At 35.0% G+C, this 14005-nt stretch carries 11 protein-coding genes and 1 riboswitch; of the genes, 7 read left to right on the top strand and 4 right to left on the bottom strand.

Going from position 1 to position 14005, the window contains the following annotated elements:
• The 5 genes from bshC to pckA all read left to right on the top strand — a co-directional run bounded on the left by bshC (position 1) and on the right by pckA (position 7164).
• Positions 1 to 1587, top strand: coding sequence for a bacillithiol biosynthesis cysteine-adding enzyme BshC (bshC, locus tag SCA31_RS05160; protein ID WP_410695745.1), 1587 nt, complete (start codon positions 1 to 3; stop codon positions 1585 to 1587).
• Positions 1588 to 1625: 38 nt separating this feature from the next.
• On the top strand, positions 1626 to 3560 hold the full coding sequence (locus SCA31_RS05155; RefSeq protein WP_410695744.1) for a LysM peptidoglycan-binding domain-containing protein: 1935 nt from the start codon (positions 1626 to 1628) through the stop codon (positions 3558 to 3560).
• Positions 3561 to 3629: 69 nt separating this feature from the next.
• Positions 3630 to 4505, top strand: a complete 876-nt coding sequence (gene fabD / locus SCA31_RS05150) for an ACP S-malonyltransferase (RefSeq protein WP_410695743.1) — start codon at positions 3630 to 3632, stop codon at positions 4503 to 4505.
• 9 nt (positions 4506 to 4514) lie between these two features.
• The gene (locus tag SCA31_RS05145) at positions 4515 to 5420 is read left to right on the top strand and encodes a GYDIA family GHMP kinase (protein WP_410695742.1); all 906 of its coding nucleotides are present in this window, start codon (positions 4515 to 4517) and stop codon (positions 5418 to 5420) included.
• 127 nt (positions 5421 to 5547) lie between these two features.
• Positions 5548 to 7164, top strand: a complete 1617-nt coding sequence (pckA, locus tag SCA31_RS05140) for a phosphoenolpyruvate carboxykinase (ATP) (RefSeq protein ID WP_410695740.1) — start codon at positions 5548 to 5550, stop codon at positions 7162 to 7164.
• A 51-nt stretch (positions 7165 to 7215) separates the two neighbouring features.
• Here the strand turns inward: pckA and SCA31_RS05135 are convergent, their stop codons facing one another.
• Together SCA31_RS05135 and SCA31_RS05130 are read right to left on the bottom strand one after the other, a co-directional pair.
• Complete coding sequence (locus tag SCA31_RS05135; protein ID WP_410695738.1) at positions 7216 to 7653, bottom strand: hypothetical protein; 438 nt, start codon at positions 7651 to 7653, stop codon at positions 7216 to 7218.
• Positions 7654 to 7704: 51 nt separating this feature from the next.
• Positions 7705 to 8112 (bottom strand): type II 3-dehydroquinate dehydratase, encoded by a 408-nt coding sequence (locus SCA31_RS05130; protein WP_410695736.1) that lies wholly within the window; start codon positions 8110 to 8112, stop codon positions 7705 to 7707.
• 243 nt (positions 8113 to 8355) lie between these two features.
• Positions 8356 to 8452, top strand: a riboswitch (SAM riboswitch).
• An 83-nt stretch (positions 8453 to 8535) separates the two neighbouring features.
• Here SCA31_RS05130 and SCA31_RS05125 point away from each other — a divergent pair.
• Complete coding sequence (locus tag SCA31_RS05125) at positions 8536 to 11472, top strand: SusC/RagA family TonB-linked outer membrane protein (protein ID WP_410695734.1); 2937 nt, start codon at positions 8536 to 8538, stop codon at positions 11470 to 11472.
• A gap of 17 nt (positions 11473 to 11489) precedes the next feature.
• Positions 11490 to 12983 (top strand): RagB/SusD family nutrient uptake outer membrane protein, encoded by a 1494-nt coding sequence (locus SCA31_RS05120; protein ID WP_410695732.1) that lies wholly within the window; start codon positions 11490 to 11492, stop codon positions 12981 to 12983.
• 129 nt (positions 12984 to 13112) lie between these two features.
• On the opposite strand, the gene SCA31_RS05115 is transcribed toward SCA31_RS05120, so the two are convergent.
• Positions 13113 to 13553, bottom strand: coding sequence for a hypothetical protein (locus tag SCA31_RS05115; RefSeq protein ID WP_410695731.1), 441 nt, complete (start codon positions 13551 to 13553; stop codon positions 13113 to 13115).
• A gap of 11 nt (positions 13554 to 13564) precedes the next feature.
• Positions 13565 to 13969: a hypothetical protein gene (locus SCA31_RS05110; protein ID WP_410695730.1), complete on the bottom strand. Its 405-nt coding sequence runs from the start codon at positions 13967 to 13969 to the stop codon at positions 13565 to 13567.
• Positions 13970 to 14005: the final 36 nt, after the last annotated feature.

Raw genomic sequence — 14005 nt, 5'->3', positions numbered from 1 at the left:
TTGAAAACAATTAATAAAATATCATTTAACGATATAGAAAGCATCCCTCAATTGGTGAAGGATTTTTTGAATCAAAGAATTGAGGGTTTTGAAAACAATACATTCTCTTTGGATCACTTTAGCCAGCAAATCCATCTGAAAAAAGATTCCTTTTCATCAGAGCAAAGGGGTGTTTTATTTGATGTGTTTGAAAAGCAATTGTCGGAGCTTACCCTTTCTTCAAAACAGAAAGAAAATCTGGAAAATCTTAAGTTGCCTAATACGTTTACGATCACAACAGGGCATCAGTTGAACCTTTTTTCAGGACCTGTTTTCTTTGTCTACAAAATTTTGCAGACCATTAAGACGTGTACCTACCTAAAAGAACATTTTCCGGACTTTAACTTTGTACCGGTTTACTGGATGGCATCCGAGGATCATGATTTTGCAGAGATCAACCATTTCAAGACCGAAAATAACTACTACGAAACTAACGAGACATCTGGTGGTCCTGTAGGTAGAATTCAAATTAATGACACCTATTTTATTTCAGAATTTGAAAAAGAGTTCAAGGATTCTATTTTTGGTACTGAATTGATCTTAATGATGAAAGAGGCCTATAAAGTTGGAAATACCTTAACGCAAGCCATCAAAATATTGGTTAACCGCCTTTTTTCTGAATTTGGACTTTTAATATTGGATGGCGATTCAAGAACGCTTAAAGAACAGATCAAAGATGTTTTTAAAGATGAATTGCTTCATTTCAGTTTGCAAAAAACATCAAAGAATAAAGTCGATTTCCTAACAGAAAAATACGGAAAGGTTCAGGTAAATCCTCGTGATATCAATCTTTTTTATCTTTCTGAAACAAGAGACAGAATAGATTTTAATGGTCAGAAATATAGTGTTGTAGATACCAATATCCAGTTTACAGAAGAAGAAATCATCGCAGAGCTGGAAAATCATCCTGAAAGATTCAGTCCAAATGCTCTAATGCGTCCGGTATATCAGGAGAAGGTATTGCCCAATTTAGCTTACATTGGAGGAAATGCAGAAATCATGTACTGGCTGGAACTGAAAGATTATTTCTCAAAAATTAATATTCCGTTTCCAATCCTGATCCCAAGAAACTCTATGCTTTTCCTGAAAGAGAAAACATTAGGAAAAGTTGAGAAGCTGGATCTTAAAATTGAAGATTTTTTCCAAAACTTTACAGTAATTACCAATCATAAAATTTTAAAGAATAATCCTATTTTAAAATTACTGGAAGAGAAAGAAGAACTTTTAATCAACAATTTTGCTCAGCTGAAAACTTCTGCGGAATCTACAGAGAAATCCTTTGGAAATATGGTAAAAGCAGAAGAAGTAAGACAATTGAAATCTTTTAAAAGAATGAAAAAACGTCTGCTTCATGCCGAAAAAATAAAACAGAACGAATTACTGGAAAGACTTGAAAATCTGTTTCTAGATGTACATCCATCTAAAACCTGGCAGGAAAGAGTCTACAACTTTAGTGTATTCTTTTCAGATTACGGCTATTCATGGCTTGAAAATTGTTTGGAAGAGATGGTGGTTCAAGATTCCAAATTAATAATTGTTGCCATTTAATTTTAAAGAAGTATTTTTGTAAATTATAATTATCGAATATGATAAAGAGGTTTTTTATTCTATCTAGTTTATGTATGGTTTTGGGAGTTTCAGCCCAGAAATCACATACGGTTGTACAAGGTGATAACCCTTACAACATTGCAAAAAAGTATGGAATAACTGTAGATGAATTGCTGAAGCTAAACCCAAAGCATAAAGATGGCAAGCTAGCTATTGGAGATGTCTTAACTATAAACTCAGAGAAAAAAACTCCGGTTGTTACCAAAGCAGTGGTTGCTGAAAAAGTAACCCATGCTGCAGGTACAACAGTTGGTAAGATTGTTTTACAGCCTAAGCAAACAATTTACGGAATTACAAAACAATACCGAATCTCCGAAACCGATTTAAGAAAGTTGAATCCTGAATTGGATTCTCATATGAAAATTGGTGATGAGATTACATTGCCTCTTGCGAGCATAAAAAAATATGGCGGAGATCAACAAGCTGTAGTTGCCACAAAGCCTGTAGAAACTCCTGTTGAAAAATCCGAAACAACTACACCCGCTGCTGAGGGAGAAGCTTATGTGATTCAGGCTAAGGATAATTATTATAGAATTACAAAACAATTTGGTATCAGTCAACAGGATCTTTTTGTTCTAAACCCAGGATTGGAAGAGAAAGGATTAAAACCTGGAGATACCATTAAAATAAAAAAATCAAATACCAATACAGCTACCGTTACTGAACCTGTTGCTAATCCAAAAGAAAAAATGGATTCAGGAAACGAAAAATCATCCACTGCTTCCAATGTAGTTGTAGGAGATGATTATGTTACTTACACTGTTCAGCAGGGTGATACTGTATTCTCTATCGTAAATAAATTTGGAGTTTCAATCGATGAATTGATTGCGTTGAACCCAGATCTTTCACATGGATTGAAGACCGGAATGGTTTTGAAAATCAAAAAACTGGATGCTGCGTATGTTAAGAAAAATGGAGAGGTCCTAAGCGTAGTATTGATGCTTCCTTTTGGATATAGCACAAATGAAACGCAGTACAGAGGAATGGCTCTTGACTTTTTGACGGGTGCCAAGCTAGCTATTGAGAGAAATGCAAAAGGAGGACTGAAATTGGATGTGAAAATCGTAGATTCAGGAAATGAAGCTTCTTTCAAAAACTCTCTAACGCAGATCAATCCTGATAATACAGATCTTATTATTGGTCCATTCTTCAAATCAAACGTAATTGATGTTCTGGATTTTACTAAAAATCAAAAGATTCCTGTAGTAGCACCATTTGCCAATACACCGGAATTGTACAACTACAGCAATCTGATTATTGTTGAAACAAACAATCAGACGTATGCAGACAAAATTGTAGAAGAAGTAAAAGCTGTATATTCAGATCAAAAAATATATGTAGTTGCAGACGCTAAAAAAGAAAATGCAAATTACATTAAATCTGGTCTTGAAAAAGCGGTAAAGAATCCTAATATTGTTATTGTTAATTCTCCGGCAGATATTCAGCTAGATCAGAATATGATGACAGGACAATCTGCTCCGGTTATTGCTATTTTGGCAAATGATGATATGGGAGATGCTTTTGCAAACAAAATCACAGCTCTTTCTAAAGAAGTACAAGGAGTAAAGGCTTTCAGTATGTTCTATGCCCCAGTTTTCGAAAAGAAAGTGGATGAATTAAGCCAGGCAAGCTTGGTCTATCTGATGGATAGAAAAATCAATACAGAGGGTAATTTTGAAAAGGAAATTTTAGCAGCTTATAAAAGTAAATACTGCAAAACACCTCCAAAATATGCCGTTGTAGGTTTTGATGTGGTGAATGATATGCTGACTAGAGAAAATAAAAAAGGAGAAATCTTTAAACAAATGAATAAGGTTCAGACTCAGTTGGCAACAAAATTTGAGTTTGTAAAATCAAAAGCTAATGGAGCTTATGTAAACACTGGTTACAGAGTAATCAGGTTAGTTCCTTAAATGATATACTTCATAAAAAGGAATATTGTTAACATTATAGTTATATTTGCATAATATTTAATTCAATACATGAAAGCACTTGTATTTCCAGGTCAGGGTTCTCAGTTCATAGGAATGGGAAAAGAATTGTATGATTCCAGAAAAGATATTAAAGATCTGATGGAATCTGCTAATGAAATTTTAGGTTTCGATATTCTTTCTATTATGTTTAACGGAACAGATGCAGATCTAAAGAAAACCGAGGTTACCCAGCCTTCTATTTTTATACATTCAGTAGCAGCATTAAAAGCAGTAAATGGCCTTGGCGCTGAAATGGTAGCAGGACATTCCCTAGGAGAGTTCTCTGCATTGGTAGCCAATGGTGTTTTATCATTTGATGATGGGTTGAAATTAGTATCTGAGAGAGCTAAGGCTATGCAGGATGCTTGTGATGCAAATCCAAGTTCTATGGCAGCTATTTTAGGATTAGAAGATGCTAAGGTTGAAGAAATCTGTGCTCAGATCAGTGGGATAGTGGTTCCTGCAAATTATAACTGTCCGGGACAATTGGTAATCTCAGGTGAAACTTCTGCAGTAGAAGAAGCTTGCGCTAAATTAAAAGAAGCAGGAGCAAAAAGAGCCTTATTATTACCGGTAAATGGAGCTTTCCATTCACCATTAATGCAGCCTGCACAAGAAAGATTGGCAGCTGCTATTGAGAACACAAAGTTCAGAAAAGCAACAATTCCTGTATATCAGAATATCACCACTACAGCGGTAACAAACCCTGATGAGATCAAGCAAAATCTTATTGCTCAACTTACAGGTCCTGTGAAATGGACGCAGTCTGTTCAGAATATGATCAAAGATGGTGCATCTAACTTTATAGAAGTTGGACCAGGAAAGACCCTTCAGGGATTAATCAAGAAAATTGATGGATCAGTAGATGCTGCGTCTGCAATCTAATTAAAAAATATGAACGCGATATTTTCACCGGGAAAGCTTATGCTTACTTCAGAATATTTCGCAATCGATGGAGCTCTTGTCTTAGCAGTACCTACCAAGCTGGGACAAGAGTTTTTTTTTGATGAAAAAGATGATGATAGATCTCTGATTTTCTGGGAAGCTTTCCATCAAGACAAACATTGGTTAACCGCTGTCATAGATTATAAAAACTGGCAGATTCTGGAAACCAATATTCCATCAAGCGCTGAATTTATTTTAAAAACATTAAAGAATGTTCATCTGCTTTCTACTACTCAATTCAAAAACAACCTCACTTACCATTTAAAGACCAATCTTCAGTTTCCTGCGGATTTTGGCCTTGGAAGCAGTTCTACTTTAATGAACAACCTTGCAGAATGGGCTGAGATAGATCCTTTTCATTTAAACACCATCAGTTTAGGAGGCAGTGGATATGACATTGCTGTTGCAAAGGAGAAATCTGCCATTCTTTTTCGAAGCAAGCCTGAGGTTAAGTTTGAAAAGGTAAACTTTAACCCATCCTTTAAAAATGAATTGATTTTTATCCATTTAAATCAAAAACAAGATAGCAGAGAAGGAATCAATCTTTACAAGTCCAAAATTAAGTCTCCTGAACTTGTTAATGAATTTTCAGATATCACAAAGAAAATTTTATTATGCAGTGAATTGGAAAGTTTTTCGGAATTAATGATGATTCATGAGCGTAAAATTGCCGATTTTCTTGAAATACCCACAGTTAAGGATAAAATATTCTCAGATTGTCCTTCTTTCGTCAAAAGTTTAGGCGCTTGGGGTGGAGATTTTGTGATGAGTGCCAAATTTGGGGGCTTTAAAGACTATTTTTGGGAGAAAGGTTTTACAACTATTTTTGAATGGAAAAATATAATTTATTTATAATCAATTGTTTACCGTCCTGTTTTTTTATTTGTCATTCTGACTTATATCAGTATATTTAAACCTCCTTTAACAAATAATTAATATTATTTTTGTTGAAGTCAATAAAGAAATAGAAAATATAAGTAAAATGAAAAACACTAAAATCATCCAGGATTTAGAGAAATTAGGGATTAAAGGAAACTATGAAGTAGTGTATAATCCTTCTTACGAAGAATTATATCAGGCTGAAGTTTCTCCTGAAAATCAAGGGTTTGAGAAAGCTGAACTTACAGAATCTGGCGCGGTATCAGTAAAAACAGGAATTTTCACAGGTCGTTCACCTAAAGACAGATATATTGTTCAGGATGATGTTACAAGAGATACGATTTTCTGGGATGGTAAAGTAAACTTACCAACGAGTACAGAAATTTTTGCGTCTTGTAAAGAACTAGTGCTGGACCAACTTGCTGAAGCAAAGAAAATTTATGTTGTAGATGCTTTCTGTGGAACAAATGCAGATACAAGACTTAAGGTAAGATTTATCGTTGAAGTAGCATGGCAGGCGCATTTTGTTACTAATATGTTTATCCGTCCTTCTCATTATGAGCTGGAAAGCTTTGGAGAGCCTGATTTCACTGTAATCAACGGTTCTAAAACGACAAACCCGAACTGGGAAGCTCAAGGATTGAACTCTGAAAACTTCGTTATGTTCAACCTTACTGAAAAACTACAGATTATTGGAGGTACTTGGTACGGAGGTGAAATGAAGAAAGGAATGTTCGCTATGATGAACTATTACCTACCATTAAAAGGTATGGCTTCAATGCACTGTTCTGCAAACGTAGGAGAAAAAGGTGATGTTGCTTTATTCTTTGGTCTTTCTGGTACTGGTAAAACTACTTTATCGGCAGATCCAAAAAGATACCTTATCGGAGACGATGAGCATGGATGGGATAATAACGGAGTATTCAACTACGAGGGAGGATGCTACGCTAAAGTTATTGACCTTTCAGAAGAAAAAGAACCGGATATCTTCAGAGCAATCAAGAGAGATGCACTTCTTGAAAACGTTGTCATCAACAATGGAGTAGCAGATTATACAGACGGATCTATTACTGAAAATACAAGAGTTTCTTATCCAATCTATCATATCAATAAAATTGTATTACCATCTAAGGCTGGTCATGCTAAGAAGATCGTTTATCTTTCAGCAGATGCGTTCGGAGTACTTCCTCCAGTTTCCATCTTGAATGAAGATCAGGCGCAATACCACTTCCTTTGCGGTTATACATCTAAATTAGCCGGAACTGAAAGAGGAATTACAGAACCTCAACCATCTTTCTCACCGGCATTTGGTGAAGCGTTCCTTACCTTACACCCAACAATGTATTCTAAAACCTTGATTGGTAAAATGAAAGAGCACGGAGCTAAGGCTTACTTAGTGAATACAGGTTGGAATGGTACAGGAAAGAGAATTTCTTTAAAAGATACAAGAGCAATCATTGATGCAATCATCGATGGATCTATTGATAATGCTCCTAAAACTCAGGTTCCAATCATGAACCTTGAGATTCCTACTGAACTTCCAAACGTTTCTGCAGGTATCCTGGATCCTAGAGAAACTTATGAGAATGCTTCTGAATGGGAAGAAAAAGCAAAAGATCTTGCTTCAAGATATATCAAAAACTTTGAACAGTATTGTGATACTGAAGAGGGTAAGAGATTGATCCCTTCAGGACCTCAACTACAGGAACAAACAATCTAATAGTATTGTTTATATAGATAAAAGCCTCATCATTGATGAGGCTTTTTATTTTTAATATTTATGGCAATTTTCAATTAATTCATTCTGTGTATCCATTTGGTGAATTGTGGATTGTATTAAATCTTTATTTAGGTTTTTAACGATAACGAAGTTTTTTGAATAAAAATGAGGTTCTAATTTCAGTATTTCCTCTAAATATTTTGGTGTTACGAAAGTTAACCAGTATTTATCGCTGTTTGAAAACTCAATTGTTACTTCTATAGCATCACATTTTGAATCATTAATTTCATCATCTATATGAATTGAAATGATTTCAGGTTCATTGTGCAAACTGAAATAAAATTTTGAATACCATTTAAGTTTGCTTTCATCATTGCAAATTCTCACATTTTCAGAATTTACTTCCTCAATAGTATAAGACTTTCTTTTTGTTAATTGATTAAAATATACCCCGACATTATTACAGTAAACATTGTCTTTTGTTTTCATAAAAAAGAGTATTACATTCTTAGTGAGGTGTATTTATTTATGTATTTGGATTTACTTTAAACTTAATAAAGCCAACCTATATCCATCCATTCCAAATCCGGATAAAACGGCATCAGTGTTAGCTGAAGTTACAGATTTTTGTCTGAATTCTTCTCTTTTGTAGATATTGCTGATGTGAACCTCAACCTTAGGTTTACGAATGTTCTTTAAACAATCGGCTATCGCATAAGAATAATGAGTAAAGGCTCCGGGATTGATCACTACGGCATCAAAATCATCCTCCTGAAGTCTGTTGATAATTTCTCCTTCAATATTAGACTGGTAATATTTTAATTCGTGAGAATGAAACTCGGATTTTAAATTCTCCAAATAAGCTTCCATGGAAACTGTACCATAGATTTCAGGTTCTCTTGTGCCTAGAAGATTTAAATTAGGCCCGTTTATAATCAAAACTTTCATTCTATAAAATTAAAAAGTTTTTTTAATTAAAGCTTATAATTTCTGCAACTCTTTGATTTTTATCCATTGAATTATATTTAATGATATTTATCATGTTTGAAAAATTGATAATTCCTGCAACTCCTTATTTTAATGGCTTTTAATATAATCTTATGTTAATTTTTGAAAATTTATCATGAGAAAATAATAAGTCTACTTGTTTTGTAGACTAAAAGTTTATAGCTTTGCAATCATATTTCGATCGGCTTATAGAGAAAGATGGAGGGAACTGACCCTATGAAATCTTGACAACCTGCTTCGCGTAAGGTGTTACATTCAGCCTTTAAAGGAAAAATAAGCATTTGGTTTATCGTATTTATCGATGCCCTTTGCTGACTTTTCTGCAAAGGGCAAAATTTTAATATATGATAAATAAAATTGATTATGATTAATAAAAGTTTAATTAATTCTAAAGTTTGGATTCCGCCAGTTGCTGCATTTTTCTTGGGAATCTTCAGCGTAAGTGGACAGAATTCCAAGCCGAAAAAAGATACACTTAAAGAAAAGGAGATTGATGAGGTAGTAGTGGTAGCCTATGGGAAAGCTAAAAGAAGCAGCTATACCGGTTCTGTGGCTACTCTTTCAGGGGACAAGATCAATAACAGACCGATCACCAATATTACCAAGGCATTGGATGGGCAGATCGCCGGAGTTCAGACTACAGGAGCTTCAGGACAACCGGGAGCGTTGTCCACTATTCGAATCAGGGGAATTGGTTCGGTAAGTGCTTCCAGCGACCCTTTATTTGTTGTTGACGGAATTCCTTTTGACGGAAATATAAACTCAATAAGTCCTAATGATATAGAATCCATCAGCGTTTTGAAAGATGCTACGGCAAGTGCATTGTATGGTTCAAGAGGCGCGAACGGGATTATTATCATTACAACAAAATCCGGTAAGAAAGGAGAAGCAAAGGTTAATCTTAATATTAGTCAGGGATTTTCCGGAAGAGCCGTAAAAGATTACGAACAGGTGAATACAGACCAGTATTTTCAATTATACTGGGAAGCGATGAGAAACGGATATCAGTCTGATAAAGTGAATGCACAGCAGGCAGGGCAGATGGCATCGGATAATATTGTTTCAGCCCTGGGAATTAACCCTTATGGAATTAATTATTCAAAACCTGTAGGGACAGACGGAAAACTATTGCCAGGAGCAACTCCTCTATGGAATGATGACTGGAGAGATATTTTGCAAAGAGTGGCTTCCAGAAATCAGGTAGATCTGGATATCAGTGGTGGAAGTGAAAAAAGCAATTACTTCTTTTCATTGGGGTATTTGGATGATAAAGGGATGGCCATTGAATCTGGTTTTAAAAGATATAACACCAGATTAAAGATCAATTCTGAAGTTAAAAAATGGTTGAATGTTGGTGTGAATTTAAGTTATACAAATAGTCTTCAGCAGGCCCCTACCTCTTCAGATTCCAAGTCGAGTAACATTATTAATGCCGCTAGATTCGTTCCATCATTCTATCCGTACTATGAAAGAAATGCAGATGGATCTTATGTGCTGGATGCAGAAGGAAACAAGATTTATGATTTCGGAAAATACAGACCTACGGTAGCACTCCAGAATCAGAATGCTGCGGCAAGCCTGCCTTTAGATAAAAATGATAATAAGGAAGATAACTTTTCAGGGAAAGGATTCATGGAGTTTACATTCCTTCCGGAATTGAAGTTCAAGACCAGTTTTTCTGTCGATTTAGTTAACTATAACGGACATTATTATACCAATCCACTTCTTGGACAAGGAAGTGAGACTGGAGGTTCAGTAACAAAATCCAATACAAGAACACTTTCTTATACCACCAGTAATATTCTTACCTATGATAAGAAATTTGGTAAACACCACATTAATGTTTTAGCAGGGCAAGAATTTTATAAATATGATTATCAGACTATTTCGGGAACAAGAAACCGTTTTGGGCTGCCTTATTACTATGAGCCGGATGCCGCTTCTTTATTGGTAGATTTTGGAGGGAATAGTGATAAATTAAGCTTGTTAAGTTACCTTGGGAAAGTGGAATATGATTTTAATAATACCTATTTCCTATCGGCTTCAGGTAGAGCAGACGGTTCTTCCAGATTCAGTAAAGATAACAGATGGGGGAGATTCTGGTCTGTAGGGGCTTCATGGAAAATTTCGAATGAAGAGTTTATCAAAAACCTGAATTTCTTCAATCAGTTAACGCTACGTGCGAGTTATGGTGGGCAAGGGAATGATAAATTATTGAGACCAAATGGAGAGCCGCTTTATTATGCGTATCAGGAATTATACAAAACCTTTAATCTGGGTGGAGAATCTGGAACAACATTAGAGAAAGCCGGTACACCAGATCTAAAATGGGAAACCAATCTCAACTTAAACGTAGGATTAGAATTTGCCATTTTGAATAACAGAATTAAAGGAAATATCGAATACTTTAAAAGAGAAAGTCAGGATCTTCTGTTTAATGTACCAGTTGCTCCATCTGTAGGAATCAGTGATTATCCTGCGAATATCGGAACAATACAGAATACAGGATTTGAACTTTCATTATTCACCACACCTGTTAGAACGGATAATTTCCAGTGGAATGTAGATGTGAACCTGAGTACTTTAAATAACAAAATAACCAAATTACCAAAAGGACCTCTTGTTGTAGGACAAACCAAAATGCTGAGAGAGGGAGGTTCTGTATATGATTTCTATATCCAGGAATGGGCAGGAGTAGATCCAAGTAACGGAAATCCGTTATGGAAAACAATTTCTCAGGATGCGAATGGAAATACGGTTGAGGGAACAACTTCTGAATACGCAAAGGCAACAAAAATATTACAAGGCTCAGCATTGCCTAAGCTGACAGGGGGTGTTAATACAAGTATTGCTTATAAAAACTTTGATTTTTCGGCATTATTGACATTCAAGATCGGAGGAAAAATTTTAGATACAGATTACACTTCTGTCCTGCATAACGGAAGTTCAGGAGGACGTGCATGGGGTGTTGAAATGTTGAATAGATGGACGCCGGAAAATACCCACACGGATGTTCCTGCCTTGAGTACAAGAACAAATAACTGGACTTCAAACTCTACAAGATTTTTATATTCAGGAACTTATGCAAGACTTAAAAATGTGAGTTTAGGATATACGCTTCCATCAGATTATTTTGAAAAAATAGGGCTTAAGAAATTCAGAATTTATGTTCAGGCAGAGAATCTTCTGACATTCTATAAGCATAAGGGAATGGATCCTGAGCAGGCATTGGATGGTACAACCTACTATAGATATCCTGCAATGAGAACAATTACATTTGGTCTTCAGGCAACTCTTTAATCTTTAAAATTGAAACAATGAAAAAATTAAAATATGTATCCCTTGTTCTAGTAGGATTATGGTCACTTACAAGTTGTGAAAGTGATTTGGATACAGCTCCAACTGATCAGTCTAATAGTGTAGAGGTTTTTAAAACAGCAGAAAATGCTGAAACAGTTATCAACGGAACCTGGGCAAAGTTTAATAATGATGGGACTACTTATGCCAATATTGGTTACTCAACTGTTTTAAGGGCAAGTGATGCCATGGGAAGCGATGTAGCCGTACTTACCAATAAATATGGGTTCGGATCTACCTATGGCTTTACCGAAATGGTCAACAATACAGTAGGTCGTCCGTTGTTTATCTGGACTATGCTTTATTCCGCCATCAATAATATGAATAATGTTATTGCAAGAATAGACGGAACAGAGGGGAGCCAGGAAAAAAAGGATCAGGTGAAAGGCCAGGCAAAAGCATTGCGTGCTTTTTGTTACCTTAATATTGCCAGCTTTTACCAGTTCAGTTATCTTAAAGATAAAACGGCTTTAACCGCTCCAATTTATACAGAACCATCATCTACAAGTACAGGAGGAAAGAAAAAATCTAGTCTGGAAGATATTTATGCTTTAATTAAAAGTGATCTTACAGATGCAGATAATTTATTGAAAAACTATACGAGAAATAATAAGGATAAAATCAACCGAAACGTAGTAAACGGAATTTTAGCAAGGGTTTATCTGAATACGGGAGAATGGAGCAAAGCCTCTGCTGCTGCAAAAATTGCAAAAGAAGGATTTACTTTAATGGCTCCGGAAAAGTATAAGGATGGCTTCAATGATATTAACAATGTAGAGTGGATCTGGGGGCATGCACAAACTCAGGAACAGTCAGACGCCAGTTATGCATTCCACTATTTGGATGTATCTTCATCAGGAAGTTTTTATTACAGCTTTATGGCAGATCCTTTCTTTAAAAATTTATTTGATACCAATGATATCAGATCTCAGTTATTTTCATGGGATGGTCTTCCGGCAAGAGAGGGATTGCTGAGATATGCTAAATTTAAATTTAAACCGAATCTTATTGGAGATATTGTCTATATGAGAGCTGCTGAAATGTACCTGATCGAAGCAGAATCAGAAGCAAGAAACGGAAATCCGGTACAGGCAGTAGCTATTTTAAATCAATTGAGATCAGCAAGAAATGCCAATGTATATAGCGGGCCGTTGGCACAAAATGATGTTGTGAATGAAATCTTGATTGAAAGAAGAAAAGAATTATTTGGAGAAGGATTCTCTCTTTCAGATATTATCAGAACACAAGGTTCTGTGGTAAGAAAGCCATTTGTAGATGGGGATGGAAAGCCTATTAAAGTTCAGATAACAACGCCAAACGGAACTGTGAAAACGGTTGATGGGAGAGGTCATTCAATCTTTGATCTTCCTAATAAGAAAGCATTTACTCCGAACAGTAATTATTATTTATTCAGTATTCCACAGAAAGAAATTGAAAATAATCCCAATTTATAATTACAGTCCATAATTAGATTTGATTTTTTAAACCACCGCTTTTGCGGTGGTTTTTTATTGAAAAAACCGTTGCTAGAAAAGCAACGGTTTTTGTTTTTAAATAGAACAAAGGTATTCGTTCTGAATGTATTAATCCTTGTCAGAAATACCAAGGTCTCTAAGAGCTACTATACATCCTATATTTTTCAGTTTAGCTCCTTTTTTCAAATAAAATAAGACATATTCCTTTTCGCCCTTATTCAACTTATTAAAAATTGATATATCATAATGTTGAGTCCCTGGAGCTTGTTTCAGTCCAATTATTTGTACAAAGATCTCATGACAGGCATCTCCATGATTATATTTGTCTGCCATAAGAATTGAGTAAGGTAAAAGTTCATTATGAAAGGTTGACTTAAGATAATATATAGTTAATTTGTTATAAGCATTAATATTACCATTCATTAAAACTTCTTTTTTATATTTTTCTATTGGGATATCCTTAGGTTTATTTTGTTCTTTTTCCTTTGAACAACAGATTAAGAAAAAAAGTAAAAATACAATTAATTTATTTAAGTATTTGATTTTCATTATTTTAATTTTTAAGGGATAGGGTGGCTGCTGTATTTACCTCTAACTAATTTACCATTTAATATGATATTATATTGACCACCTCGATTTATCCATGAGTTAACTCCATTTGACATATAATAATCACTGGGTGCAACTATAACAACATTTTTAAAAATAGGACTGCTTGATATACGTGTAGCGAATCCTTTGTCGTCATGACCAGCATTGCAAGCTCTAATATCCAATATTAATTTTCCTACATTTTTTTTAAAATTCTCCCAAGCTCTACTACGACCAGTTAAGACCTGATCTAATTGTTCTGCTGTATAGATATGTTCGCCATTTGGTCCTACTATGAAGCGACCACTTGAATGAGCGTAAATTTTTACCGTATTGTCAGGTGTATAATTGTCATTTACTGCTACTCTTAGCAACTTTGGATCTTCTTCTCTGAACCAAATGTTCTTATC

The sequence above is a fragment of the Chryseobacterium sp. SIMBA_028 genome (genome assembly GCF_046535285.1).
Lineage (GTDB): Bacteria > Bacteroidota > Bacteroidia > Flavobacteriales > Weeksellaceae > Chryseobacterium.
The sequence above is the reverse complement of the archived record's forward strand: the minus strand, read 5'-3'. Positions and strand labels throughout refer to the sequence as shown.

What these genes read in the sequence shown, in the direction of transcription:
- SCA31_RS05120 (WP_410695732.1), top strand. Translation starts at nt 11,490, where the DNA reads ATGAAAAAATTAAAATATGTATCCCTTGTTCTAGTAGGATTATGGTCA.
- SCA31_RS05145 (WP_410695742.1), top strand. Translation starts at nt 4,515, where the DNA reads ATGAACGCGATATTTTCACCGGGAAAGCTTATGCTTACTTCAGAATAT.
- SCA31_RS05130 (WP_410695736.1), bottom strand. Translation starts at nt 8,112, where the DNA reads ATGAAAGTTTTGATTATAAACGGGCCTAATTTAAATCTTCTAGGCACA.
- pckA (WP_410695740.1), top strand. Translation starts at nt 5,548, where the DNA reads ATGAAAAACACTAAAATCATCCAGGATTTAGAGAAATTAGGGATTAAA.
- SCA31_RS05135 (WP_410695738.1), bottom strand. Translation starts at nt 7,653, where the DNA reads ATGAAAACAAAAGACAATGTTTACTGTAATAATGTCGGGGTATATTTT.
- SCA31_RS05155 (WP_410695744.1), top strand. Translation starts at nt 1,626, where the DNA reads ATGATAAAGAGGTTTTTTATTCTATCTAGTTTATGTATGGTTTTGGGA.
- SCA31_RS05125 (WP_410695734.1), top strand. Translation starts at nt 8,536, where the DNA reads ATGATTAATAAAAGTTTAATTAATTCTAAAGTTTGGATTCCGCCAGTT.
- fabD (WP_410695743.1), top strand. Translation starts at nt 3,630, where the DNA reads ATGAAAGCACTTGTATTTCCAGGTCAGGGTTCTCAGTTCATAGGAATG.
- SCA31_RS05115 (WP_410695731.1), bottom strand. Translation starts at nt 13,553, where the DNA reads ATGAAAATCAAATACTTAAATAAATTAATTGTATTTTTACTTTTTTTC.